We start from the raw sequence: 24,818 nt of genomic DNA, 5'->3' as shown, positions 1-24,818 counted from the left end.
TGGCGCTAATCCTCATCAAACCCGGCATTGAACAGCTCGATTACGGCCGCCAGGGCTTTTTCTTCCTCCGGCCCGTTGGCTTCCACCTCGATCTGCCGGCCCTGGGCGGAATCCAGCATCAGCAACGCAATCACGCTGCTGGCTTCGGCCTCGGTGCCGCTGTCATTGCGCAGTATCACCTCGGCGTCAAAGCTCTGCACCAGCTCGAACAGCTTCATCGCCGGGCGGGCGTGCATGCCAAGCTTGTTTTTGATTTCTACCGTTTGCCTGACCGTCATGGTTTGCGTTTTTCCAGCGTGCGGTGGCGCGATTGCACATTTTTACCGCGTGAACGGAAATAGTCGGCCAGTTGTTCGGCCACATACACCGAGCGGTGTTTACCGCCGGTACAGCCAATGGCCACCGTCAGGTAGCTGCGGTTGTTGGTTTCCAGCATCGGCAGCCACTGCTCCAAATAGCTGCGCGTCTGGTAGATAAAATTGTGCACCTCGGTGTGGCGATCGAGGAACGAGGCGACCGGTTTATCCAGCCCGGTCATCGGGCGCAGCTTAGGATCCCAGTGCGGGTTCGGCAGAAAGCGCACGTCGAACACGTAGTCGGCGTCGATCGGGATGCCGTGCTTAAAGCCAAAGGATTCAAACACCATGGTCAGCTCGCGTTCGCGTTTGCCCAGCAGGCGCGTGCGCAGCATTTCCGCCAGCTCATGCACCGACATTTCCGAAGTGTCGATAATCAGATCGGCGCGTGAACGCAACGGTTCGAGCAGATCGTTCTCTTCGTCGATCGCGCTTTCCAGCGACAGGTTTTTGCTGGAGAGGGGATGCAAGCGGCGGGTATCGCTGTAACGGCGGATCAGGGTATTGCGATCGGCATCGAGGAAAAGCAACTGTGGTGAGAAGGAATCCGGCAACTGCGTCATCGCGTATTCAAAGACTTCCGGCGATTCCGGCATGTTGCGAACGTCAATACTGACTGCCGCGGAGCTATTGCGTTCCGCCAGCGTTTGGGCTAACTGCGGCAGCAGCACCACCGGCAGGTTGTCAACGCAGTAAAAACCCATGTCTTCCAGCGCCCGTAGAGCGACGGATTTTCCTGAGCCGGAACGGCCGCTGACTATCATCAGCACCATGTGGCAACTCCCCTGGCATCGGAGTGGCATTCATCGCCACCGTTAGAAACATGATTATCCTGGCATTAGCCGGGATCCATTCCCTGAAACAGTATCGCTACCGCGGCGTGAAGTCACGCCACCGGGCGGCTTACTCGGTAATAATTTGGTAAAGCTCTTCATCGCTTTGCGCCGCGCGCAGGCGGCGGCAGACGGTTTTATCACCCAGGCGTTTGGCGACCAGCGCCAGGGTGTGCAAATGCGCCTGGCACTGATTGGCCGGCACCAATAAGGCGAACAACAGATCGACCGGCTGGTTATCAACGGCGTCGAACGCAATCGGCTGCTCAAGGCGCAAAAATACGCCGATGGCGCGCAGGGTATCTTCTTCCAGCTTGCCGTGCGGGATTGCGATACCGTTGCCAATGCCGGTACTGCCCATTCTTTCACGGGTGAGCACTGCGTCGAACACCACCTGCGACGGCAGGTTGAGCTGTTTGGCCGCCAGTTCGCTGATAATTTCCAAAGCCCGTTTTTTACTGGTGCAGTGTACCGCGCCTTTGGTGCACTCCATATTGAGCACCGTGCTAAGTTGCATAGGTTCGTTGTTCATTTTATTTTCACTTAAAAACCATCATGAAGCCGTTTTGCCGGCAGGTGGCGAACCCGAAGGCCGCGTGGATTGTTGCCTGCTGGCCGCGCTGCAATGGCCTGCGCTGCCTTGGCTTGATGAACCGGTTTTTTTCGCATTTTTGCCCTGATGGCTTATCGGCGCGTTATCCGCAAGAATAACGCGCCGATGGTTACCCGGTAGCTCAGCGGCTACGTTGGGGGAGCACCCATTAACAGAATGCCCCTTCATATCAATATTGTTTTAACTTTTCTTTGTGTTTGTTCAATTGACGCGCCAGCTTGTCGATCAGGCTATCGATAGAAGCGTACATATTTTCGTCTTCCGAAGTGGCGTGCAACTCGCCGCCATTGACGTGCAGCGTTGCTTCGGCAATCTGCTGCACTTTCTCCACGCGGAGAACAACATACACCTGGTTGATGCGATCAAAATACTGCTCAAGCTTGGCGAACTTGGTGTTCACAAACTCGCGCAGGGGATCGGTGATGTCAATATTGTGGCCGGTGATATTGAGTTGCATAGTGTCTTCCTTCTCTGTTGAGGTCAAATCAACTGCTTGCGCTGGTTTGACGGCGGGATGGACAACGACTCTCGGTACTTGGCGACGGTACGGCGGGCAACCATGATCCCCTGATCGGAAAGCAAGGTTGCCAGCTTGCTGTCGCTCAGTGGTTTGGCGGGGTTTTCCGCCGCGATTAATTTCTTCACCAGGGCACGAATCGCCGTCGAGGAGGCTTCGCCGCCGCTGTCGGTATTCACGTGGCTGGAGAAGAAATATTTTAATTCGAAAATGCCGCGTGGGCTGTGCAGGAACTTCTGCGTGGTGACACGCGAAATGGTCGATTCATGCATGTCGACGGCCTGGGCGATATCGGCCAGCACCATCGGCTTCATGAACTCTTCCCCCTGCTCGAAAAACGCCTGCTGTTGATCCACGATGCAGCGCGTGACCTTGAGCAGCGTTTCGTTACGGCTTTCTAGGCTTTTAATTAGCCATTTGGCTTCCTGCAGGTTGCTGCGGATAAACTGGCCGTCTGCTTCGTTGCGCGCGCTGTTGCCCAGCGCGGCGTACTGCTGATTGATCTTCAGCCGCGGCACGCTGTCGGTATTGAGCTCCACCGTCCATTTGCCGTGCGCCTTGCGCACCAGCACGTCCGGGATCACATATTCCGATTCGCCGGTATTGATCGACTGGCCGGGGCGCGGATCGAGCGACTGAATCAGCACCATGGCTTCTTTCAGTGTATCTTCTTTTAACCGCGTTGCCCGCATCAGGCTGCGGAAATCGTGGTTTGCCAGCAGATCGAGGTGATCGCTGATAATCAGCCGCGCTTCGGCCAGATACGGCGTGTCTTTGGCATACTGTGAAAGCTGAACCAGCAGGCAGTCGCGCAGATCGCGCGCGGCAACGCCGACCGGATCAAAACGCTGCACGCGTTTTAACACCGCTTCCACCTCGTCCATTGTCACATTCTCGTCACCCATGCTCTCCAGAATGTCTTCCAGAGGGACGGTGAGGTAGCCGGTGTCATCGACGGCATCGACGATCGAGGTGGCGATGGCGGCGTCGGTGTCGGAAAACGGCGTTAAATCGACCTGCCACATCAGGTAATCCTGCAGCGTTTGGGTGGTTTCACCCTGGTACACCGGCAGTTCGTCATCGCTGTAGTCGGTGCCGGTGCCTGAAGGCGTGCCGGCGGTGTAAATTTCATCCCAGGTGGCGTCCAGCGGCAGCTCTTCCGGCATGTCCTTTTGCTCCAGCGCCTCGCGGGTATCCAGCCCTTCGGTTTCGTTGTTTTCTTTGGCGTCGACTTCGTCGTGCAGATCGGTCTGTTCAAGCAGCGGATTGCTCTCTAACGCCAGTTGGATCTCCTGCTGGAGTTCGAGCGTGGACAACTGCAGCAGACGGATGGCCTGCTGTAGCTGCGGGGTCATGGCTAGCTGTTGGCTGAGCCTGAGTTGCAAACCTTGCTTCATATCTTCACTACTTCCGTTAACAGTCGTCTCTAAGGACGCGCTGGTGCTTACAGGCGGAATTCCTCACCCAGATAAACGCGTTTCACCTGTTCATCGGCCAGAATAGCATCAGGCGTGCCATGAGCAATCAATTTGCCCTGGCTGACGATATAGGCGCGTTCACATACGTCCAGCGTTTCGCGCACGTTGTGGTCGGTGATCAGCACGCCCAGACCGCTGTCCCGCAGGTGCTCGATGATTTTTTTTATATCGATAACGGAAATGGGGTCAACCCCGGCAAACGGCTCATCCAACAAGATAAACTTCGGGTTGGCGGCCAACGCCCGGGCGATCTCCACACGGCGGCGTTCACCGCCTGACAGCGATTGGCCCAGGCTGTCGCGCAGATGGCTGATGTGAAACTCTTCCATCAGTTCCACCGCACGGTCTTCACGCTGTTCGCTGGTCAGATCCTGGCGGATTTGCAGCACGGCCATCAGGTTGTCATACACGCTCAGGCGGCGGAAGATCGAGGCCTCCTGCGGCAGGTAGCCGATGCCGCGGCGCGCACGGGCGTGCAACGGCAGAATGCTGATGTCTTCTTCGTCGATCACGATGCGCCCGGCATCGCGCTGCACGATGCCCACCACCATGTAGAAGGTGGTGGTTTTGCCTGCGCCGTTTGGGCCGAGCAGGCCGACGATCTCGCCAGAGTTCACTTTCAGGCTGACGTCTTCAACGACTTTGCGGCCCTTGTAGGCTTTCGCCAGGTTTTCTGCGATGAGTGTTGCCATAAGTGATTAGTTACTCTTCGTTTGCCCGTTTTTATCCTGCAACTGCGACGGTACCAGGATCGTCGTTACGCGGCTGCCTTTATCGCTAAACGCCTGCATTTGCTGCTGTTGCACCAGATAGGTAATGCGATCGCCCTTCACGTTGCTGTCGAGCTGCTCCAGGTAAGCGTTGCCCGTCAGGGTGACCAACTGCGGCGCCACGTCATAGCGGACTTTCTGCGCATGGCCTTTCACCGGTTTGCCGTTGTCCTGCATTTGATAGAAGGTGACCGGCTTACCGAACGCTTCGATATACATTTTGTTTTGATCGCCGCCAGGGCGGGTGACCACCACTTTATCGGCTTTGATTTCGATCGTCCCTTGCTTGATCACCACGTTATCGGTGAAGGTGCTGACGTTGTTTTGCATGTCCAGGGACTGCTGCAGCGAATCAATATTGATAGGCTGGCTGGAGTCAGACTTGAGCGCGAACACCGGGCCGCTTGCCGCCAGGATGAGGCTTCCGATCAACAGATTACGGATTTGTTTTTGGGTTCTGGATTTCATAGTTGGTCTTGACCTTATCAATCAACTCAGCGGTTTTGGCCCGCAGGTTCCCACGCATTTTCATGCCGTTAGAGGTGAAATTGGTGCCGTATAACGTCACTTCATCGTCGGACATTACGTCCTGGGTCACCAGATTCACTTGAGCATTGTCCGTTTTAATTTTTTCCAATTGCGACGTGGTGGTCAGGCTGTCCACCTCGACGTGGCCATACAGGTACAGCATCCGGTCTTTGGTCAATTTGGCGCGATCGGAGCGCACCGACCAAATGGCCACCGCGTTGTCGTCAAACAGCGTCATCACGGGGGCGGTGAACCAGCTCAGTTCATCCGTGGCGTAATACTTTACGTCTTCCGACACCAGTTTATAATTCAGTTTGCCGGTGGGATTGTACACTACCGTGACCGTATGTTGGCTCTGATAGGTGGGGTCTTTATCATTTACCACCGGCGCCGTGGCGTCATCGCTGAAATCCGCCATGTTCCAGCCAATCAACGACAGCGCGATCACCGCCAGCACAATGGTGATCCAAAGTTTGGTTTTGCTCATATCGACAGCCCCTTGGCGCCCTCCAGCTTGTTCTGCGCCAGCAGTATGATGTCACACAGCTCACGCACGGCGCCTTTGCCGCCGGCAATCCGGGTAACGTAGTGGGCGCGTGGCAGCAGCAATGGGTGGGCGTCGGCCACGGCCACCGCCAGCCCGACCTGTTCCATGACCGGCCAGTCGATCAGATCGTCGCCGATATAGGCCACCTGATCCGCCGCCAGCGACAGTGTATCCAACAGTTCACGGAAGGCCAAAAGCTTATCTGACTGCCCCTGATACAGGTGGCTGATGCCCAGCGTTTGCGCCCGATCCTCCAGCAGCCGCGCCGAGCGGCCGGTAATGATCGCCACCTCGATGCCTGACGTTTTCAGGCAGCGGATGCCGTATCCGTCGCGCACGTTGAAGGCTTTCAGCTCTTCGCCGCTGTTGCCCATGTAGATCAGGCCGTCTGACAGCACACCGTCGACATCGCAAATCAGCAGGCGGATTTTCCCGGCCCGGGCCATGACGTCGTTTGCTATCGGCCCGTAACAGGTCTCAATCAGACTCATTGAATTTCCTCAAAAAAGATAAATGCTCGCGCGCTTGTCGCCGTGGGCCGGCAGGCCGGGCAAATGCCGCTCGGTTTAAACGACGCCGGCGCGCAGCATGTCATGCATATGTACCACACCCTGCAATTGGTCGCCATCGGCAACCAGCAGGGCGGTGATGTGCCGCTGTTGCATCAGGTTCAGCGCATCGACCGCCAAGGTATTTGGGGGCACCCGGATGCCGCCGGGGGTCATCAGATCGGCGATTTTAGCATTGTTGAGGTCGATCCCCATGTCAAACACGCGGCGCAGGTCGCCATCGGTAAAAATACCGGCGATTTTCATCGGTTCGCGGCAGATAACCGTCATGCCCAGGTTTTTGTGGGTGATTTCCAGCAAGGCGTCGCGCAGTGAGGCCCCGGCGCTGACGTAGGGGATTTCATCGCCGCTGTGCATGATATCGCTGACGCGCAGCAGCAGGCGGCGGCCCAGCGCGCCGCCGGGGTGCGACAGGGCGAAATCTTCCGGCGTAAAACCACGCGCCTGCAGCAGCGCCACCGCCAGCGCATCGCCCATCACCAGAGTGGCGGTGGTGCTGGTGGTCGGCGCCAGGCCCAGCGGGCAGGCTTCCTGCGGCACTTTAATGCACAGGTGCAGATCCGCCGCTTTCCCCATGGTGCTTTCCGGGTTGTTGGTCATGCAAATCAGCGTGATTTGCTGGCGTTTAAGCACCGGGATCAGCGCCTGAATTTCAGCGGACTCACCGGAATTGGAGATGGCCAACACGATGTCCTGGCGGGAAACCATGCCGAGATCGCCGTGGCTGGCCTCTGCCGGGTGCACGAAAAACGCAGGCGTGCCGGTGCTGGCGAGGGTCGCCGCAATTTTACAGCCGATATGGCCGGATTTGCCCATGCCCATCACCACCACTTTGCCGCTGCAGGCGGCGATGGTCTGGCAAGCGCGAGTGAAGTCAGCATTGATATACTGATCGAGCTGGGCCAGGCCTTCAAGCTCGAGCCGCAGTACCTCTTTGCCGGCCTGCTGATAATCAAAGCCGGGTTGCAACTGAATGTTCGACATACGTCATTCCCATCGGTTTGTATTCGCCTTGCTTGACGCTACAACAGCGTTGTTTTTTCTGGCAGTTCAGCGGGCCGGCGCACGCACGGTTGCCGTTGGCCTGTTGCCGCAGGCTATTGGCCGAAGCCGAACGTACTGAGTGGCGTAAAGAACAGCACCGCCAGGTACGCAATAAAGCCACATAATAACAGAGCGCCCGCCAGATGACCGATGCGATGTTTGCGGCCGATGCACAGTGCGCTAAATATGATGCTGACCGCCAGCATGACCCAGTAATCGCGGTGGAAGGCGGCCGGATCAACGCTGCCTGGCGACAGCAGGGCGGGCACGCCCAGCACGATCACCGTGTTGAAAATATTCGAACCGATGATGTTGCCGATCGCCATGTCATCTTCGCCCTTCAGGGCGCCGGCGATAGACGTGGCCAGCTCTGGCAGGCTGGTGCCGACCGCAATAATCGTCAGGCCCACCACCAGTTCGCTCAGGCCGAAGTAGTGGGCGATCACCGTGGCGTTGTCGACAATCATCTTCGACGAGAGCGGCAGAATGATAAACGCCAACACCAGCCACAGGATGGCGACGGTGCTGCTGCTGTCCTGCGGCAATTCGGCCAGTTGCTCGACGGTCAGGCTGTCATTGCCCTGTTGCTGGGCCCGGCGGGCGATCTTCAGCATCAGCAGAATAAACCCGGCCGCCGCGGCCAGCAGCAGCAGGCCGTCCAGCCGGCTGAGGGTGTTATTCATCAGCACGAAGCCACACAGCACTGTGACTGCCAACATTAGCGGGAGTTCGCGCCGCAGGATTTCGGATTGAACTGAAAGCGGGTGAATCAGCGCGGCTACGCCAAGAATCAGTAATATATTGGTAATGTTGGAACCTAAAACGTTTCCCACTGCCATATCTATCTGCCCGTTCAGCGCAGCGGTGACGGAAACAATCAGCTCCGGCAGCGACGTGCCGATACCGACAATGGTCATCCCGATGATCAACGGCGGCACGCCGAGCGAACGGGAAATCACGGCCGCACCGTAAACTAAACGGTCGGCGCCATACACCAGTAAAAATAAACCAACGATCAATAACGCGATTGCGAGAAACATGCAGAGCCCTTTAGTGGATAATCATCCCGGTTCGTTGGTTAAAAATCACTGCGCGGCGATCTTTATGCGCGGCGTTGTGGGCCGCGGTGGTGCATAAAAGCATTGCCGGCTAACATTTGAACAGCTTCATTTTTTTCATTTATGCGGCTAATTTTGACCGTGTGCGGGGCAAAAGTAAAATCAGTCATCGCGCCGTGCTGGTGCAGCAGAACCGCACCGTCGCCGGGCTTGCACTAAGCGCTTTTGCGCCGCCCTGACCGGGCGTTATTCGGCGTGCGGCAGAAGGTAAGTTTTTGTAAAAATGAGACGTATCGGGCGCATTGTTTTAACATACGGATAAGTAAAAGCCGCAAAGGGCTCCTCAATATGCAGCAAAAGGCAGAAAATCTGGTCGAAGTGCGCGGGATGCATTTTTCTCGCGGCGATCGGCTGGTATTTGAAGACATCAACCTGGTGGTTCCCCGTGGCAAGGTTACGGCGATCATGGGGCCGTCCGGCATAGGCAAAACCACGCTGCTGCGCCTGATCGGCGGCCAGTTGGCGCCCGATCGCGGTGAAATCTGGTTTGATGGTGATAATATCCCGGCGCTTTCGCGCCACCAGTTGTATCACGCACGTAAAAAAATGAGCATGCTGTTCCAGTCGGGCGCGCTGTTTACCGATCTGAGCGTGTTTGAAAACGTCGCTTATCCGCTGCGGGAACACAGCCGTTTGCCGGAGCCGCTGTTGCACAGCACGGTGATGATGAAGCTTGAGGCCGTGGGCCTGCGCGGGGCAGCTAACCTGATGCCCAATGAGCTGTCCGGCGGCATGGCCCGGCGTGCGGCGCTGGCGCGCGCGATTGCGTTGGACCCGGCTTTGATCATGTTCGATGAGCCGTTCGTTGGCCAGGATCCTATCACCATGGGGGTGCTGGTGAAGCTTATCGATGAATTAAACCATGCGCTGGGCATCACCTGCATTGTGGTTTCGCACGACGTGCCGGAGGTGCTGAGCATCGCCGACTATGCCTATCTGATTGCCGATCACCGTGTGATTGCACAAGGGAGCACGCAGCAATTACAAAGCAACCCCGATGCGCGCGTGCGCCAGTTCCTGGATGGTATTGCCGATGGGCCGGTTCCGTTTCGTTATCCGGCCGGCGATTATCAGGCCGATCTGCTAGGTAAGAGGGAGTAAGTATCCTTATGTTATTACAGGCGTTAGCGGCCCTGGGGCGCCGCGGCATCCATACCAGCGCCACCTTCGGGCGTGCCGGTTTGATGTTGTTCGGCGCGCTGGTTGGGCGGCCGGAGCCGCGTAAGCAATGGCCGCTCTTGATCAAGCAGCTATACAACGTCGGCGTGCAATCGTTATTGATTATCATGGTTTCCGGGCTGTTTATCGGCATGGTGCTGGGGCTGCAGGGTTACCTGGTGCTCACCACGTACAGTGCGGAAGCCAGCCTGGGCATGATGGTGGCGCTGTCGCTGCTGCGCGAGCTTGGGCCGGTGGTCACCGCGTTGCTGTTCGCCGGCCGCGCCGGCTCGGCGTTGACGGCGGAAATCGGCCTGATGAAGGCGACGGAACAACTCTCCAGCCTGGAAATGATGGCGGTCGATCCGTTGCGCCGTATTGTTTCCCCTCGCTTTTGGGCCGGGCTTATCAGCATGCCGCTATTGACGATCATCTTCGTGGCCGTCGGCATCTGGGGCGGTTCGGTGGTGGGTGTGGATTGGAAGGGCATCGACAGCGGCTTTTTCTGGTCGGCGATGCAAGGGGCGGTCGAATGGCGGCAGGATTTGCTCAACTGCCTGATCAAAAGCGTGGTGTTTGCCATTACCGTTAGCTGGATTGCTATCTTTAACGGTTACGACGCCATTCCGACCTCCGAAGGAATTAGCCGGGCAACGACCCGTACCGTGGTGCACTCGTCGCTGGCGGTGCTGGGATTGGATTTCGTGCTGACAGCACTGATGTTTGGGAATTGATTCGATGCAAACGAAGAAGAGTGAAATCTGGGTTGGGCTATTCATGCTGATTGCGCTGGGCGCCGTCATTTTTATCTGCCTGCAGGTGGCCAACCTGAAATCAATTGGTAGCGAACACACCTATCGCATCTACGCCACCTTCGACAATATCGGCGGCCTGAAAGCGCGTTCCCCGGTGAAGATCGGTGGCGTGGTGATTGGGCGCGTGGCGGATATTTCGCTCGATCCCAACACCTATACCCCGCGGGTGGCGATAGATATTCAGGAACAATACAACCACATTCCCGATACCAGTTCGTTGGCGATCCGCACCTCCGGCCTGCTGGGCGAGCAGTATCTGGCGCTGAACATGGGGTTTGAGGATCCGGAAATGGGCACGGCCATTCTGAAGAACGGCGGCTCTATTCAAGACACCAAATCCGCCATGGTGCTGGAAGATTTGATCGGCCAATTCCTGTATAAAAGTGGCGGCCAGGACAGCGCAGCCAAACCGGAAGACGCGGCCGCGGCACCCACTAACGGTCGCGCACCGCAACCGACCCCTGAACACTGAGAGAGGAAGCCTGCATGTTTAAACGTTTAATGATGGTCGCTCTGCTGGCCGTAGTCGCCCCGCTGGCAATGGCGGCAGATCAGACCAACCCCTACAGCATGATGCACGAGGCGGCGCAGAAAACCTTCGATCGCCTGAAAAACGAACAGCCGAAAATCAAACAAGATCCCAACTATCTGCGCACCATTGTGCATGACGAACTGATGCCCTATGTGCAGGTGAAATATGCAGGCGCATTGGTGCTGGGCCGTTATTACAAAGACGCGACCCCGGCGCAGCGTGAAGCCTACTTCACCGCGTTCCAGTCTTATCTGGAGCAGGCGTACGGCCAGGCGCTGGCGCTGTATCATGGGCAAACGTACCAGATTGCGCCGGAACAGCCGTTGGGCGATGCCAACATTATCGCTATCCGCGTTACCATCATTGATAACGGCGGCCGTCCGCCGGTGCGTCTGGACTTCCAGTGGCGCAAAAATACCCGCACGGGTTACTGGCAGGCTTATGACATGATTGCCGAAGGCGTCAGCATGATCACCACCAAACAGAACGAATGGGCTTCCACCCTGCGCACCGCCGGTGTGGACGGGCTAACGAAGCAACTGCAGGCCGCGGCACAGCAGCCGATTACGCTGGATCAAAAGAAGTAATGGCGGACGCACTGCGTTTTGAGGAACAGCAGGATCGGCTGGTGCTAAGCGGCCACCTGGATCGCGATACCCTGCTGCCGCTGTGGCAGCAGCGCGATAAGCTGCTGGCCGGCAAAACGGCCATCGACGTGGCGCAGCTGCAGCGCGTTGATTCCTCCGGCCTGGCGCTGTTGCTGCACCTGCGCGAACAGCAGCGGCAGCGCGGCGTGGATCTGCGTATCGATGGGGTCACCGATAAGCTCAACACCCTGATTACGCTCTATAATCTGCGCGATATCATGCCGGTGGGCACTGCGCAAGAAGCGTAACGCCCCGTCGCCTGGCAATCTCATGCCGGTCAGCTATGCATGACCGGCATTTTTTTATCGCTTGTTCCGCTCCCGCCCTGTGGCAAATAAAAACCCAGGCGCCTGCCTTTGTGCGTTTTTCTTTGGTTTAAGAACGCGCCGTATTCCACTAAGATGTCAGGCTGTTTATGATCCTTTTGCAGCAGAACTGGATACTATGGAAAATAATGAAATTAAAGACGTGCTGATGAACGCGTTGGCACTGGATGAAGTACACGTTTCGGGTGACGGCAGTCACTTTCAAGTGATCGTCGTGGGGGAAATGTTTGCCGCGATGAGCCGCGTAAAAAAACAGCAGACGGTCTATGCGCCGCTGATGGAGTATATTGCAGATAACCGCATCCATGCCTTGTCGATCAAGGCCTTTACGCCGGAAGAGTGGCAGCGGGATCGCAAACTCAATGGATTTTAAGGCGGCTCGCCCCTTCGGCTAGCGGCTTGTTGAATGAATAACTGAGAGTAGTCAAATGGATAAATTTCGTGTGCAGGGCCGGACCCGCCTGAGTGGGGAAGTGGCTATTTCCGGGGCGAAAAATGCCGCCCTGCCAATTCTGTTTGCCGCCTTGCTGGCGGAAGAGCCGGTCGAGCTGCAGAATGTTCCCAAACTAAGGGATATCGACACCACCATTAAGCTACTCAATCAATTGGGTGCCAAAATTGAGCGCAATGGTTCCGTGTATGTGGATGCCAGCGGCGTTGATGAGTACTGTGCGCCGTACGATTTAGTGAAAACCATGCGTGCTTCCATCTGGGCGCTTGGCCCGCTGGTTGCGCGCTTTGGCCGTGGCCAGGTTTCCCTTCCCGGCGGCTGCGCGATTGGCGCCCGCCCGGTCGATCTGCACATTACCGGCCTGGAACAACTGGGTGCCGAGATCAAGCTTGAAGAAGGCTACGTCAAGGCGTCTGTCGATGGCCGCCTGAAGGGCGCGCATATCGTCATGGACAAAGTGAGCGTGGGCGCGACGGTCACCATCATGAGCGCAGCAACGCTGGCGACGGGCACCACCATCATCGAAAACGCCGCGCGTGAGCCGGAAATCGTCGATACGGCGAACTTCCTCAACACCCTGGGCGCCAAAATCAGCGGCGCGGGTACCGATAAAATCACCATCGAAGGCGTAGAGCGCCTGGGCGGCGGCGTGTACCGCGTGTTGCCGGACCGTATCGAAACCGGGACCTTCCTGGTGGCCGCCGCGATTTCCGGCGGCAAAGTGATTTGCCGCAACACGCGCCCGGACACGCTGGATGCGGTGCTGGCGAAGCTGCGCGAAGCGGGGGCGGATATCGAGGTTGGCGAAGACTGGATCAGCCTGGACATGCATGGAAAACGCCCGAAGGCGGTCAGCGTGCGCACGGCGCCGCATCCCGGCTTCCCGACCGACATGCAGGCGCAGTTCAGCCTGTTGAACCTGGTGGCGGAAGGCACGGGGGTGATCACCGAAACCATCTTTGAAAACCGCTTCATGCACGTGCCAGAGCTGATTCGTATGGGCGCGCGTGCGGAAATCGAAAGCAACACCGTGATTTGCCACGGTGTCGAGCAGCTTTCCGGCGCGCAGGTGATGGCGACCGATTTGCGCGCTTCCGCCAGCCTGGTGTTGGCCGGCTGTATCGCCGACGGCGTGACGACGGTCGATCGTATTTATCACATCGATCGCGGCTATGAGCGTATTGAAGACAAGCTGCGCGCGCTGGGCGCCAATATCGAGCGTGTGAAAGAAACCGACGAGTAATCGCTGCCCAATGGCGGATTGCTGAACCCCTTCTCGCCGGGTGTGAGGAGGGGTTTTTTTATGGCGGCGGCGACAACGGGCCGGTGCCGGCCGTTAGCTGTTGGAATCGCTGTATTCAGGGAACTCGCCCACCACCATTTTCAACGTCATCGGTTTACCGTTGCGCACCACCACCACTGGGATCTCGGTGCCTGGGCGGATTTCCGCCACCTGGTCCATGGTTTCCAGCACCGACACCGCCGGTTTATTGTCGACCTTGATGATAATGTCTTTGACGCGCAACCCCGCGTTGGCCGCCGGGCCGTCTTGTTCGATTTTGGTGACCATGATGCCGCCCTGCAGGGTTTCGGCACCGTTGATACCGAAATAGCCACGGATCACCCGGCCATCGCGGATCAGTTTATCCATGATCTTGGTGGCCAACGCGACCGGGATGGCAAAGCCCAGCCCTTCAGGGGTTTCGCCGTCGGTGACTTTGTCATAGGTGAGGGTATTGATGCCAATCAGTTCGCCCACGGAGTTCACCAGCGCACCGCCGGAGTTACCGTGGTTAATCGAGGCATCGGTTTGCAGGAAGGTTTGGCGGCCGGTGGTGCTCATACTGATACGCCCGGTGGCGCTGAGGATCCCCTGCGTGATGGTTTGCCCCAGGTTATAGGGGTTGCCGATGGCAAGCACGATGTCGCCAACGTGTGCGACGCGCTGGGCATTGATCGGGATGACCGGCAAATTGCCCGGGGCGATTTTCAACACCGCCAGATCGGTCAGGCCATCCGAGCCGACCAACAACGCTTCATACTTGCGCCCGTCTTGCAGCACCACGGTGATTTGCTGGGCGTCTTTGATCACATGGCGGTTAGTGATGATGTAACCGCGCTCGTTCATGATCACCCCGGAGCCGAGCGAGAGGGCATTGACGGAACCGTCGACATTACGGTTGTAAATATTGACCACCGCAGGCGCGGCGCGGCGCACCGCCTTATTAAAGCTCAGTGGCTCTTCGCTGCTGGTGTTCTCACGCTTTTCTGCAAACAGGCTATTGGTGTGGCGCAGCATGGGCAGGGCGACCAGCAGCAGCCCGGCGACGATCAGACCAATAACGATAGAACGTAACAGATTAGCGAACATGGGGTTTTAGTATGTGAGAGAAGTTATCCACGGAGGATAACATGAGTTAACCGGGCACAGTAATGTTACCGTGCCCGGTTGTTTAACCCAAATCAGCGCAACAGCAAATACAGCGTTTCACCGCCGCGGGCGATGTTGAGCGCCATCACCGGCGGCTTGGCTTCCAGCACCTTACGCAGATCGGTAACGTTTTTCACACGCTGGCGGTTAACGCCGATGATCACATCACCTTTCTGCAGGCCGGCCTGTGCAGCCGGGCTGTCTTTGGTCACGTTGTCGATTTTCACACCCGGATCGCCGCTCGCCAACGCGCCGTTGCTAAGCGATGCGCCCTGCAGGGCCGGCGACAGGGTTTCGGCATTGGTACTGGCGCTTTCGCTGTTTTCCAGCGTAACGGCCACTTCCAGCGGCTTGCCATCGCGCAGCAGGCCGACTTTGATGGTGGTGCCCGGCGCGGTGGTGCCCACTTTGGCGCGCAGCTCGGCGAAGCTGCTCACCGGCTTGCCGTCGATGGAGGTCAGGATATCGCCGGCCTTGATGCCGGCTTTCGCGGCAGCGGATTTCGGCATGACTTCGCTGACAAAGGCGCCGCGCTGGGCGGTGGTATTAAACGCTTTCGCCATTTCTGCGGTCATCTCGCTGCCCTTGATGCCCAACAGGCCGCGTTTCACTTCGCCGAACTCAATCAACTGCTGGCTCAACTTCTGCGCCATGTTGCTTGGGATGGCAAAGCCGATGCCGACGTTGCCGCCGCTGGGCGCCAGGATGGCGGTATTGATGCCGATCAGCTCGCCGTTGAGGTTGACCAGCGCGCCGCCGGAGTTGCCGCGGTTGATTGACGCATCGGTCTGGATGAAGTTTTCCAGCCCTTCCAGGTTCAAACCGCTACGCCCCAGCGCGGAAATAATGCCGGAAGTGGCGGTTTGGCCGAGGCCGAAGGGGTTACCCACGGCGACGGCGAAATCGCCGACGCGCAGCTGGTCGGAATCGGCCATCTTCACGGCGGTCAGGTTGGTGGCGCTCACCTGCAGCAGGGCGATATCCGTTTGTTCATCACGGCCAATCAGCTTGGCGTCAAACTCGCGCCCGTCGTTCAACTGCACCTTGATTTTGTCGGCGTTGTTGATCACGTGGTTGTTGGTGAGGATATAGCCTTTGGCGGCGTCGATAATCACGCCGGAACCCAGCCCTTCAAATGGGCGGGCGTTCTGCCGCTGGGTGGGGAAATTCGGGCCGAAGAAGCGTTTGAACTCTTCCGGCAACTGCTGGCTCTGTACCTGGGTGCCTTCAACATGGACGCTGACCACCGCAGGCAAGACTTTTTCCAGCATAGGCGCCAGGCTCGGCATCTGTTGCCCCTGTACGGCGACCGGCAGCGTGGCGTTAGCGGCCGGCACAGCGGCGGCGGATAAACCGATAGCCATCGCTAATGTACTAAGGATTAAAGATTTTTTATTCATTGATGATAACTCTCTCAATACTTGCTGGTGTAATAATGATAATAGAATACAGACGACATGCTGGTGAACTCTAAGACCGTGAATTTGCGTGAAAAGTTCACCGGGTTCCGTAAAGGTCCGTAAAGGATAACGTGACTGCGGGCGGGGGATAATCAGGCGGGCGAAAGGTAAACCCGTGGGGGAGTACGCCCACGGGCTAAAACCGGAAAGTTAGTCGCGGCGCGGCTCGCCGCGCAGCAGGCCAGAGGCGCCTTCAGAGTAGTCACGCGGCATCTCGACCGGCGCCTGATCGTTATCCGCTTCGGACTCAGTCAGGCGATAGCGGAATGGGTTATCCTGCATCGGCAGATCCGGCAGCAGATTATTCGAACTTTTCGCCATGTGCTGATACAGCTGGCGATAGTCGCGCGCCATGTTATCCAACAGCTCGGCGCTGCGGGCGAAGTGGCCAACCAGCTCCTGGCGGTATTCTTCAAGCTCGGCTTTGCTTTTGTCCAGTTCGTTTTGCAGAACCTGTTGTTGACGTAATTTACGGTTACCAAAACGCATCGCTACCGCACCGATGACGATACCGACCACCAAACCAATCAGCGCATACTCCCAGGTCATGATGACTCCTATTTTGACTTCGTTGTTCCGCAGGGATTTTTCATTTAATAATGTCCACTATAACCGTTAACCTTGTCCAAGTGGAATCCTGATGCGCTTTTGCCCGCGGCTCGGCGCGGCATGGTGGTTGTCGCAGTGGCGATAACGGTGGCGATAACGGTGCGAAGCAGCGCCGATAAGCGCCGAAAATTGGCAAAATAAATATTAGCCGTAATTAGATTTCAATATGTGGCGGAGGGCGGCATGCAGGCCGCAGCTTGAACGATAAAAAGGGAAATAGGGAACAGATGCAGGCACAGTCACCGTTAGCACGTTACCAGCAGGCGCTGGCGGCGGGCGAGTATCAGCCCGACGAGGTTCAGCACCAGGCCGTTACCCGCCTGGAGGGGATTTACCATGAGTTGCTACAGCGTACGCCGGCCGCGCCGGCACAGGCCGCCGGGCTGCGCGGCGCGCTCAGCCGCTGGCTGGGCAAGGGCGCCCCGGCGGCGGCAACCCGCCCGGCGCAGGGGCTGTACATGTGGGGCGGCGTCGGGCGTGGCAAAACCTGGCTGATGGATCTGTTTTTCCATAGCTTGCCGGGTGATCGCAAGCTGCGCCTGCATTTCCACCGTTTTATGCTGCGGGTGCATGAGGAACTGGCCGAGTTACAAGGGCATGAAAACCCGCTGGAGATCGTCGCCGACGGCTTTAAGGCGCAGGCCGACGTGCTGTGTTTCGATGAGTTTTTTGTCTCGGACATTACCGATGCCATGCTGCTGGCAACGCTGTTGCAGGCGCTGTTTGCCCGTGGCATTACGCTGGTGGCGACCTCGAACATCCCGCCGGACGATCTGTACCGCAACGGTTTGCAGCGCGCCCGTTTTCTGCCGGCGATCGCGTTGATCAATGAATTCTGTGAGGTGATGAACGTCGACGCGGGCATTGACTACCGGCTGCGTACGCTAACGCAGGCACACCTGTATCTGGCGCCGTTGAACGCGCAAACGCGGCAGGAAATGGATCAAATGTTCCTGCGGCTGGCGGGTCGGCCCGGCGATGATGCCCCGGTGCTGACGATCAACCACCGCCCGTTACCGGCGATCCGCGCGGTTGAGGGCGTGCTGGCGGTTGATTTCCATACCCTGTGCGAAGAGGCGCGCAGCCAGCTCGACTATATTGCGCTGTCGCGGTTGTACCATAGCGTTATGCTGTACAATGTGCAGATCATGGGTACGGAGGCGGAAAATACCGCGCGGCGCTTCCTGGCATTGGTGGACGAATTCTATGAGCGCAACGTTAAGCTGGTGATCGCCGCGGCCGCGCCGATGGCGGAAATCTATCAGGGCACGCAGCTTCAGTTTGAATATCAACGCTGCCTGTCGCGCCTGCAAGAGATGCAAAGCGAAGCGTACCTGCAGCGCCCCCATTTGCCGTGATCGCATTCTGGGCCCGCTTCTCCGGGCCCGTTTCGGCAGATAAATGCTTTTTCAATTCAAAAACCGTTCGATCTTTGCAAACGACTTCTCTATAATCTTGCGACCCCACGTTACAACAAAGTTTTTTTCCCAAAAACTTTATAGTGCCGGCAATGGCTATTCGAAGGGGTAGGTTTGCTGGACTTGATGGTCGTGTGAGCCTCAACTGTTTTCGAGCGTTTGGGTGTTCACCAACGTGTAACTAATTATTGGGTAAGCTTTTAATGAAAACTTTTACAGCTAAACCAGAAACCGTAAAACGCGACTGGTACGTTGTTGATGCGGACGGTAAAACTTTGGGCCGTCTCGCTACTGAACTGGCTCGTCGTCTGCGCGGCAAGCATAAAGCGGAATACACTCCGCACGTTGATACCGGTGATTACATCATCGTTCTGAACGCTGAAAAAGTTGCTGTAACCGGCAACAAGCGTAATGACAAAATGTACTACCACCACACCGGCCACATCGGTGGTATCAAAGAAGCGACCTTTGAAGAGATGATTGCCCGCCGTCCTGAGCGTGTGATTGAAATCGCGGTTAAAGGCATGCTGCCAAAGGGTCCGCTGGGTCGTGCAATGTTCCGTAAACTGAAAGTTTACGCGGGCACTGAGCACAATCACGCGGCACAGCAACCGCAAGTTCTGGACATTTAATCGGGATTAATGGCAATGGCTGAAAATCAATACTACGGCACTGGTCGCCGCAAAAGCTCCGCCGCTCGCGTCTTCATCAAGCCGGGCAACGGTAACATCGTTATCAACCAACGCAGCCTGGAACAGTACTTCGGCCGCGAAACTGCCCGCATGGTAGTTCGCCAGCCGCTGGAACTGGTTGACATGGTTGGTAAACTGGATCTGTACATCACCGTTAAAGGTGGTGGTATTTCCGGTCAGGCGGGCGCTATCCGTCACGGTATCACCCGTGCACTGATGGAGTACGATGAGACTCTGCGTTCTGAACTGCGTAAAGCTGGCTTCGTCACTCGTGATGCTCGTCAAGTTGAACGTAAGAAAGTCGGTCTGCGTAAAGCACGCCGTCGTCCGCAGTTCTCCAAGCGTTAATTTTTACTGCTCTGGCAGTATGGTTTACGCGAAAACCCGGTGTTTCACCGGGTTTTTTTATGCCTGGCATTCGGCGCGCGCCGCCAGAATCGATGGCGGGCGAAACAATTCAGCACGAAATGGCCGCACGGCCACCACAAAACAGACAAAATCTGGTAAACTATTATCCACTTTTGCGCCTGTTCGCCGAGCAGTTGCCGTCAGTTTACCTCCGAGGCCGGTTTCCCCAGACCCAAGGTTTATCTGCCAGCTGCTGGCCTGCGGTCAAGAACATTCAGGATAGCAGCCTGAAATACCCGCACTGGAAGTATGACGGGTATACCCGATAGATTTCACGTGCAGCAAAGGGCAAGCGAAAGCGCCACTGCAGTCTGAAAGCTGGCGGGGAGCGTTGGCTATTCGCAGTATTTTCTAAATAACTTGGAGGTTTTCATGGCTGTCGCTGCCAACAAACGTTCGGTAATGACGCTGTTTTCTGGCCCGACCGACATTTTTAGCCATCAAGTACGTATTGTACTGGCGGAAAAAGGTGTTAGCGTCGAGATCGAGCAGGTTGATCTGGATAACCTGCCGCAGGATCTGATTGACCTCAATCCCTACCAAACGGTGCCTACCCTGGTTGATCGCGAGCTCACTCTGTATGAGTCCCGCATCATTATGGAATACCTTGATGAGCGCTTCCCACACCCGCCGCTGATGCCGGTTTACCCCGTTGCGCGTGGTGAAAGCCGTTTGATGATGCTGCGCATTGAGAAAAACTGGTATTCGCTGATGTACAAAATCGAGCAGAGCAACGGCCAGGAGGCAGAATCCGCCCGCCGCCAACTGCGCGAAGAACTGCTGGCGATCGCCCCGATCTTCGGCCAGACGCCGTATTTCATGAGCGAAGAGTTCAGCCTGGTGGATTGCTATCTGGCGCCGCTGCTGTGGCGTTTGCCGCAGTTGGGTATTGAGCTGAGCGGTACGGGTTCAAAAGAGCTGAAAGGCTACATGACCCGCGTCTTTGAACGCGATGCGTTCCTGGCATCCCTGACCGAAGCCGAGCGTGAAATGCGCTTGCAGACCCGGGGCTAAGCGTTATGGATATGTCTCAGATGACCCCGCGCCGTCCGTATCTGCTGCGGGCCTTCTATGACTGGCTGTTGGATAACAATCTGACGCCGCATTTGGTGGTTGATGTGACCCGTCCTGACGTAATGGTGCCGATGGAGTTTGCCCGCGATGGCCAGATTGTGCTGAACATTGCGCCGCGTGCGGTGGGCAATCTGCAACTGGGCGACGACGGCGTGCTGTTTAACGCCCGCTTTGGCGGCGTGCCGCGCCAGGTTTCGGTACCGATGGCCGCCGTGCTGGCGATCTACGCCCGTGAAAACGGCGCGGGCACGTTGTTCGAATCGGAACCGGCCTATGAGACGGGTAACGAAGCCGAAGGCAGCGCTGACGATAGCGCACCGGCTGATAATCTCTCGGTTATCGATGGCGATCGCCCGGATACTGGCGATAACGGCCCGGATGATGAGCCGCCGCAGCCGCCGCGTGATGGCCGCCCGGCGCTGCGCGTGGTGAAGTAACGCTTTGCTACCGCTCGTTTTTCCAGACGACAGAACGGCCCAACACGGGGCCGTTTTTTTTGCCTTCAGGCCGGCTGTTTAGCCGATCAATACCCGTGGCAAATCGCGCTTGAGCGCTGCAAACGCCGGCTGCTTGTCGGCGTTGCTATCGGTAATCAACAACGCGATCTCACTTGGCGTGGCGTAAACCATTCGGCTGGTTGCGCCGAGCTTGCTGTGATCGGCCAGCAGCACCAGTTGGTTTGCCTGTTGCGCCATCGCCCGCGCAATGGCGGCTTCATACGGGTGGAAGCTGGTGGCGCCGCTGCGGGCCTCGATCCCTACCGGGGAAAGCATCGCCACGTCGGCGCGGTAGCGGTAAATCTCGTTGACCGTAAGATCGCCGCGCGTTTCTTTGGCTCCGGCCTGCATGCTGCCGCCGAGCAGGATCACCGTGTTTTTCATCGCTTCATATTCTTCGGTGGCGCTCAACACCAGCGCCGCATTGAGGCTATTGGTAATGATGGTGATGCCGGCCAGTGAACGCAGCTCTTCGGCCAGCATGGTGGTGGTACTGCCGGCATCAATAAACAGCGTCTGGCCTGGGTGCAGCAACTGTGCCGCCGCCCTGGCGATGGCGCGCTTTTCTTTGGCCTGCACGGTGCTGCGCACGTTAAGCGGCAGCTCCGGCGCCGTATCCACCGCCACGATCCCGCCGTGAACGCGCCGCGCTGCCCCTTGCGATTCAAGCTCAATAATGTCGCGCCGGGCGGTTTCGCGTGAAATGCCCAGCTCTTTGATAATTTGTTCCGTACTCACCTGGTTGAGCGTGGTGAGTAGGGCACGGATGCGATGCAATCGGGTTTCCTGCAGCATAGTTCTTCTTCAGTTGGTGAGCGCGCGTTGCCCTTTGCGGGGTATTGGGTGATTTTGTGCTTTTTTGTCGCTGTTTTGCAAAAGATTTTTTTGGCCGCTTTGCCGCGCTGCCGGCGGTGGCACTGATCCAAAAAAGTGCAATGCCATGCCCTGATTTTGTGCGTTAATATGTAGTTGTGTATTTTATTGCATTTTAATAAAAATACGCCATGATAGTGGGCAGATGAGGGTACTGACGATCCTTTGTTCTCAAATCCGCCTTACACCACTTTGAATGGGAGTGACCATGGCAACGCGTTCAACAATCATGGATACCAACAGTTTTCGCGCCGAGCATGCGGACGAACTGGATGCTGACATTCGCAAACTGACCGACAAGCGCCAGCAGGTTCTGGGGGAGTCGTATCGGCTGTTTTACCGTAAGCCGGTGCACCTGGTGCGCGGTAAAGGCCAGTATCTGTGGGATGCCGCCGGCAATCAGTATCTTGACGTGTATAACAATGTCGCCAGTATCGGCCACTGCCATCCGGCGGTGATTGAGGCGGTGCAGCAGCAAATGATGCAGCTCAATACCCATACCCGTTATCTGCATGAGCGCATCCTGGATTATTCAGAAGCGCTGCTGGCCACCATGCCAGCAGAGATCGATCGCGCGATGTATATGTGCACCGGTTCGGAAGCCAACGATCTGGCGATCCGCGTTGCGCGCGCTTACAGCGGCGGCACTGGCATCATCGTCAGCCAGGAGGCTTACCACGGCACCAGTGATTTAACCTCCGGGGCTTCGCCGGCGCTGGGCAGCGGCCAGGCATTGGCGCCGACCACCCGTCTGGTGCCGCCGCCGGATCGTTACCGCGTTGGCGCGGCGGATTTGGGCGCGTGGTTTGCCAACGAGATCCAAAAGCAAATTGACGATATGGCCGCGCACGGTATCAAGTTCGCCGGTTTCCTGGCGGACTCCATTTTCTCTTCCGACGGCGTGCTGCCGGGCCCGAAAGGCTTCTTGCAGCAGGCGGTGGACGTGGTGCATAAAAACGGCGGTATTTTCATTGCCGATGAAGTGCAGCCGGGCTTTGCCCGTACCGGTGATGCCTTCTGGGGCTTTGCCCGCCACGGCGTGGTGCCGGATATTGTGACCACCGGTAAACCGATGGGCAACGGCATTCCGGTGTCGGCGCTGCTGGCTAAAAATACCGTGCTTTCGGCATTCAGCGATCAAATCCCTTACTTCAATACCTTTGGCGGCAACCCGGTGGCGATGGCCGCTGCGCAGGCCGTGCTACAGGTGATTAAAGACGAAGGCTTGCAGGAGCATAGCCGGATTGTCGGCGAAGAGCTGTTGGCGGCGCTGCGTACGTTGATGGACAAATACGCATGCGTAGGCGATGTGCGCGGCGCCGGGTTGTTCATTGGCTTTGAGTTGGTCAGCGATCGTGAAACAAAAACGCCGGACAAACAGCTGGCGCTGGATCTGATCGAAAAGCTGCGTGAAAACCGGGTGCTGACGTCGGTTGCCGGGCCGTACGGCAATGTGCTGAAACTGCGCCCGCCGTTGGCTTTCCAGCGCGAGGATATCGACTGGCTGGTCGGGGCGCTGGATAAATCGCTGGCGGCGCTCAACGCGGCGTAAGCCAACGTCGGCCATGTTTACCAGGCGATAAAAAATGCCAGTCAGCGTAACTGACTGGCATTTTCGTTAGCGCGGGCTGGTCAGACTTCCAGATAGTTCATGATGCCGTCGGCGGCTTTGCGCCCTTCGGCGATCGCCGTCACCACCAGATCCGAACCGCGCACCGCATCGCCGCCGGCAAAGATTTTCGGGTTGCTGGTTTGGAAGGCGTTTTCGCAGCCTTCCGGCGCCACGATACGGCCTTGTTTATCGAGCTGTACGTCGTGCTGGGCCAGCCACTCCATTTTATGTGGGCGGAAGCCGAACGCCATGATAACCGCATCGGCATCCAGCACGTGTTCCGAGCCGGGCACCTGTTCCGCCGCCCGGCGCCCATTGGCATCCGGCTCGCCCAACTGGGTGCGCACCATCTTCACGCCGCATACGCGCCCGGCGCTGTTGAGTTCGATACTCAACGGCTGCAGGTTGAATTTGAATTCAACGCCTTCTTCGCGCGCGTTCTTCACCTCACGCTTGGAACCTGGCATGTTGGCTTCATCACGGCGGTAGGCACAGCTCACCTGGGTGGCGCCCTGGCGTACCAAGGTGCGGACGCAGTCCATCGCGGTATCGCCGCCGCCCAGCACCAGCACGCGCTTGCCTTGCAGGTTGACGTACGGTTCATGCTCTGGCGAGGCGTAGCCCATCAGGTTTTTGGTGTTGGCGATCAGGAACGGCAGGGCATCGTACACGCCTGGCGCGTCTTCGTTTTCCAGCCCGCCGCGCATCGACTGATAAGTGCCCACGCCCAGGAACACAGCGTCGTAGTCGGCCAGCAGCGTCTCCATGGCGATATCTTTGCCGACTTCGGTATTGAGTTGGAACTCAATGCCCATCTCGCTGAAGATCTCGCGGCGTTTTACCATCACTTCTTTTTCCAGCTTGAACGCCGGAATGCCGAAGGTCAGCAGGCCGCCGATTTCCGGGTGGCGATCGTAGACCACCGCTTTTACGCCGTTGCGGGTCAGCACGTCGGCACAGGCCAGGCCGGCCGGGCCGGCGCCGACAATCGCCACGCGTTTGCCGGTGGGCTGCACGTTGGACATATCCGGCTTCCAGCCCATCTCGATCGCTTTATCGTTGATATAGCGCTCAATATTACCGATGGTCACGGCGCCGAACTCACTGCTCAGGGTGCAGGAGCCTTCACACAGGCGATCCTGCGGGCACACGCGGCCGCAGACTTCCGGCAGGCTGTTGGTCTGGTGCGCCAGATCGGCCGCTTCCATGATGCGGCCTTCGTTCGCCAGCTTCAGCCAGTTTGGAATGTAGTTGTGAACCGGGCATTTCCATTCGCAGTAAGGGTTGCCACAGGCCAGACAACGGTCTGCCTGTGCTTTCGCCTGGGTTTCTGAAAACGGTTCGTAAATCTCGATAAATTCAATTTTACGGATCTTCAGCGGTTTTTTTGGCGGATCAACGCGCTGCAAGTCGATAAATTGATAAACATTTTGACTCATTAA

General features: G+C 57.4%; 29 protein-coding genes. 13 read left to right on the top strand and 16 right to left on the bottom strand.

All coding sequences use genetic code 11. The features are described 5' to 3' along the window. Positions 1-5 precede the first annotated feature (5 nt). The 11 genes from npr to ABFX35_RS13130 form a co-directional block, all read right to left on the bottom strand. Positions 6-278: a PTS phosphocarrier protein NPr gene (gene npr / locus ABFX35_RS13180; RefSeq protein WP_346081558.1), complete on the bottom strand. Its 273-nt coding sequence runs from the start codon at positions 276-278 to the stop codon at positions 6-8. Further along, positions 275-1,129 carry an RNase adapter RapZ gene (rapZ, locus tag ABFX35_RS13175; RefSeq protein ID WP_095847082.1) on the bottom strand — a complete coding sequence of 285 codons (855 nt, stop codon included), beginning with the start codon at positions 1,127-1,129 and terminating at the stop codon, positions 275-277. Before rapZ ends, npr begins: the two co-directional genes overlap by 4 nt. A gap of 130 nt (positions 1,130-1,259) precedes the next feature. Beyond that, positions 1,260-1,721 carry a PTS IIA-like nitrogen regulatory protein PtsN gene (gene ptsN, locus ABFX35_RS13170; RefSeq protein ID WP_095847083.1) on the bottom strand — a complete coding sequence of 154 codons (462 nt, stop codon included), beginning with the start codon at positions 1,719-1,721 and terminating at the stop codon, positions 1,260-1,262. Between the two features lie 250 nt (positions 1,722-1,971). Further along, positions 1,972-2,259 carry a ribosome hibernation promoting factor gene (gene hpf, locus ABFX35_RS13165; RefSeq protein ID WP_095847084.1) on the bottom strand — a complete coding sequence of 96 codons (288 nt, stop codon included), beginning with the start codon at positions 2,257-2,259 and terminating at the stop codon, positions 1,972-1,974. Positions 2,260-2,282: 23 nt separating this feature from the next. Further along, positions 2,283-3,716, bottom strand: a complete 1,434-nt coding sequence (gene rpoN / locus ABFX35_RS13160; RefSeq protein WP_279026285.1) for an RNA polymerase factor sigma-54 — start codon at positions 3,714-3,716, stop codon at positions 2,283-2,285. Positions 3,717-3,763: 47 nt separating this feature from the next. Next, positions 3,764-4,489, bottom strand: a complete 726-nt coding sequence (gene lptB / locus ABFX35_RS13155; RefSeq protein ID WP_095847086.1) for an LPS export ABC transporter ATP-binding protein — start codon at positions 4,487-4,489, stop codon at positions 3,764-3,766. 6 nt (positions 4,490-4,495) lie between these two features. Beyond that, the gene (gene lptA / locus ABFX35_RS13150; RefSeq protein ID WP_095847087.1) at positions 4,496-5,035 is read right to left on the bottom strand and encodes a lipopolysaccharide ABC transporter substrate-binding protein LptA; all 540 of its coding nucleotides are present in this window, start codon (positions 5,033-5,035) and stop codon (positions 4,496-4,498) included. Continuing rightward, on the bottom strand, positions 5,004-5,582 hold the full coding sequence (lptC, locus tag ABFX35_RS13145) for an LPS export ABC transporter periplasmic protein LptC (protein ID WP_279026278.1): 579 nt from the start codon (positions 5,580-5,582) through the stop codon (positions 5,004-5,006). Before lptC ends, lptA begins: the two co-directional genes overlap by 32 nt. Then, on the bottom strand, positions 5,579-6,133 hold the full coding sequence (gene kdsC, locus ABFX35_RS13140; RefSeq protein ID WP_279026274.1) for a 3-deoxy-manno-octulosonate-8-phosphatase KdsC: 555 nt from the start codon (positions 6,131-6,133) through the stop codon (positions 5,579-5,581). Before kdsC ends, lptC begins: the two co-directional genes overlap by 4 nt. A gap of 75 nt (positions 6,134-6,208) precedes the next feature. Beyond that, positions 6,209-7,195: an arabinose-5-phosphate isomerase KdsD gene (kdsD, locus tag ABFX35_RS13135; RefSeq protein WP_279026271.1), complete on the bottom strand. Its 987-nt coding sequence runs from the start codon at positions 7,193-7,195 to the stop codon at positions 6,209-6,211. Positions 7,196-7,308: 113 nt separating this feature from the next. Continuing rightward, entirely contained in the window at positions 7,309-8,295 is a 987-nt protein-coding gene (locus ABFX35_RS13130) for a calcium/sodium antiporter (RefSeq protein ID WP_095847091.1), read from the bottom strand. Positions 8,296-8,661: 366 nt separating this feature from the next. Between ABFX35_RS13130 and mlaF the strand changes: the two genes are divergently transcribed. The 7 genes from mlaF (at position 8,662) to murA (ending at position 13,545) form a co-directional block, all read left to right on the top strand. After that, on the top strand, positions 8,662-9,474 hold the full coding sequence (gene mlaF, locus ABFX35_RS13125) for a phospholipid ABC transporter ATP-binding protein MlaF (protein ID WP_279026268.1): 813 nt from the start codon (positions 8,662-8,664) through the stop codon (positions 9,472-9,474). 8 nt (positions 9,475-9,482) lie between these two features. Continuing rightward, positions 9,483-10,265, top strand: a complete 783-nt coding sequence (mlaE, locus tag ABFX35_RS13120) for a lipid asymmetry maintenance ABC transporter permease subunit MlaE (protein WP_279026265.1) — start codon at positions 9,483-9,485, stop codon at positions 10,263-10,265. Positions 10,266-10,269: 4 nt separating this feature from the next. After that, positions 10,270-10,818 carry an outer membrane lipid asymmetry maintenance protein MlaD gene (gene mlaD, locus ABFX35_RS13115; protein ID WP_346081551.1) on the top strand — a complete coding sequence of 183 codons (549 nt, stop codon included), beginning with the start codon at positions 10,270-10,272 and terminating at the stop codon, positions 10,816-10,818. A gap of 14 nt (positions 10,819-10,832) precedes the next feature. After that, complete coding sequence (gene mlaC, locus ABFX35_RS13110) at positions 10,833-11,465, top strand: phospholipid-binding protein MlaC (RefSeq protein WP_346081549.1); 633 nt, start codon at positions 10,833-10,835, stop codon at positions 11,463-11,465. Further along, positions 11,465-11,773, top strand: a complete 309-nt coding sequence (mlaB, locus tag ABFX35_RS13105; protein WP_346081547.1) for a lipid asymmetry maintenance protein MlaB — start codon at positions 11,465-11,467, stop codon at positions 11,771-11,773. Before mlaC ends, mlaB begins: the two co-directional genes overlap by 1 nt. A 196-nt stretch (positions 11,774-11,969) precedes the next feature. Then, complete coding sequence (ibaG, locus tag ABFX35_RS13100) at positions 11,970-12,224, top strand: BolA family iron metabolism protein IbaG (RefSeq protein ID WP_095847097.1); 255 nt, start codon at positions 11,970-11,972, stop codon at positions 12,222-12,224. A gap of 55 nt (positions 12,225-12,279) precedes the next feature. Beyond that, positions 12,280-13,545 carry a UDP-N-acetylglucosamine 1-carboxyvinyltransferase gene (gene murA / locus ABFX35_RS13095; RefSeq protein ID WP_095847098.1) on the top strand — a complete coding sequence of 422 codons (1,266 nt, stop codon included), beginning with the start codon at positions 12,280-12,282 and terminating at the stop codon, positions 13,543-13,545. Between the two features lie 93 nt (positions 13,546-13,638). On the opposite strand, the gene degS is transcribed toward murA, so the two are convergent. The 3 genes from degS to zapG form a co-directional block, all read right to left on the bottom strand. Beyond that, entirely contained in the window at positions 13,639-14,673 is a 1,035-nt protein-coding gene (gene degS, locus ABFX35_RS13090) for an outer membrane-stress sensor serine endopeptidase DegS (protein ID WP_346081544.1), read from the bottom strand. A gap of 92 nt (positions 14,674-14,765) precedes the next feature. After that, positions 14,766-16,133: a serine endoprotease DegQ gene (gene degQ, locus ABFX35_RS13085; protein WP_346081543.1), complete on the bottom strand. Its 1,368-nt coding sequence runs from the start codon at positions 16,131-16,133 to the stop codon at positions 14,766-14,768. 210 nt (positions 16,134-16,343) lie between these two features. Next, on the bottom strand, positions 16,344-16,742 hold the full coding sequence (gene zapG / locus ABFX35_RS13080) for a Z-ring associated protein ZapG (RefSeq protein WP_095847101.1): 399 nt from the start codon (positions 16,740-16,742) through the stop codon (positions 16,344-16,346). 287 nt (positions 16,743-17,029) lie between these two features. On the opposite strand from zapG, the gene zapE reads away from it, so the two are divergent. The 5 genes from zapE to sspB all read left to right on the top strand — a co-directional run bounded on the left by zapE (position 17,030) and on the right by sspB (position 20,831). Further along, positions 17,030-18,160: a cell division protein ZapE gene (zapE, locus tag ABFX35_RS13075; protein WP_346081540.1), complete on the top strand. Its 1,131-nt coding sequence runs from the start codon at positions 17,030-17,032 to the stop codon at positions 18,158-18,160. Positions 18,161-18,423: 263 nt separating this feature from the next. Then, positions 18,424-18,852 carry a 50S ribosomal protein L13 gene (gene rplM / locus ABFX35_RS13070; RefSeq protein ID WP_004958166.1) on the top strand — a complete coding sequence of 143 codons (429 nt, stop codon included), beginning with the start codon at positions 18,424-18,426 and terminating at the stop codon, positions 18,850-18,852. Between the two features lie 15 nt (positions 18,853-18,867). Next, positions 18,868-19,260 (top strand): 30S ribosomal protein S9, encoded by a 393-nt coding sequence (gene rpsI, locus ABFX35_RS13065; RefSeq protein WP_004937080.1) that lies wholly within the window; start codon positions 18,868-18,870, stop codon positions 19,258-19,260. 432 nt (positions 19,261-19,692) lie between these two features. Next, positions 19,693-20,334: a stringent starvation protein SspA gene (gene sspA, locus ABFX35_RS13060; protein ID WP_095847103.1), complete on the top strand. Its 642-nt coding sequence runs from the start codon at positions 19,693-19,695 to the stop codon at positions 20,332-20,334. Between the two features lie 5 nt (positions 20,335-20,339). Next, entirely contained in the window at positions 20,340-20,831 is a 492-nt protein-coding gene (sspB, locus tag ABFX35_RS13055) for a ClpXP protease specificity-enhancing factor (RefSeq protein WP_346081513.1), read from the top strand. A gap of 78 nt (positions 20,832-20,909) precedes the next feature. Here sspB and ABFX35_RS13050 read toward each other — a convergent pair whose 3' ends face one another. Continuing rightward, positions 20,910-21,686, bottom strand: coding sequence for a DeoR/GlpR family DNA-binding transcription regulator (locus tag ABFX35_RS13050; RefSeq protein ID WP_346081511.1), 777 nt, complete (start codon positions 21,684-21,686; stop codon positions 20,910-20,912). Between the two features lie 286 nt (positions 21,687-21,972). Here ABFX35_RS13050 and ABFX35_RS13045 point away from each other — a divergent pair, with 286 nt between their 5' ends. Further along, entirely contained in the window at positions 21,973-23,316 is a 1,344-nt protein-coding gene (locus ABFX35_RS13045) for an aspartate aminotransferase family protein (RefSeq protein WP_279027075.1), read from the top strand. A gap of 80 nt (positions 23,317-23,396) precedes the next feature. On the opposite strand, the gene ABFX35_RS13040 is transcribed toward ABFX35_RS13045, so the two are convergent. Continuing rightward, entirely contained in the window at positions 23,397-24,815 is a 1,419-nt protein-coding gene (locus ABFX35_RS13040; protein WP_346081508.1) for a glutamate synthase small subunit, read from the bottom strand. Positions 24,816-24,818: the final 3 nt, after the last annotated feature.

It is taken from the genome of Gibbsiella dentisursi (genome assembly GCF_039539505.1).
Lineage (GTDB): Bacteria > Pseudomonadota > Gammaproteobacteria > Enterobacterales > Enterobacteriaceae > Gibbsiella > Gibbsiella quercinecans.
This window is presented reverse-complemented; position numbering and strand designations above follow the sequence as displayed.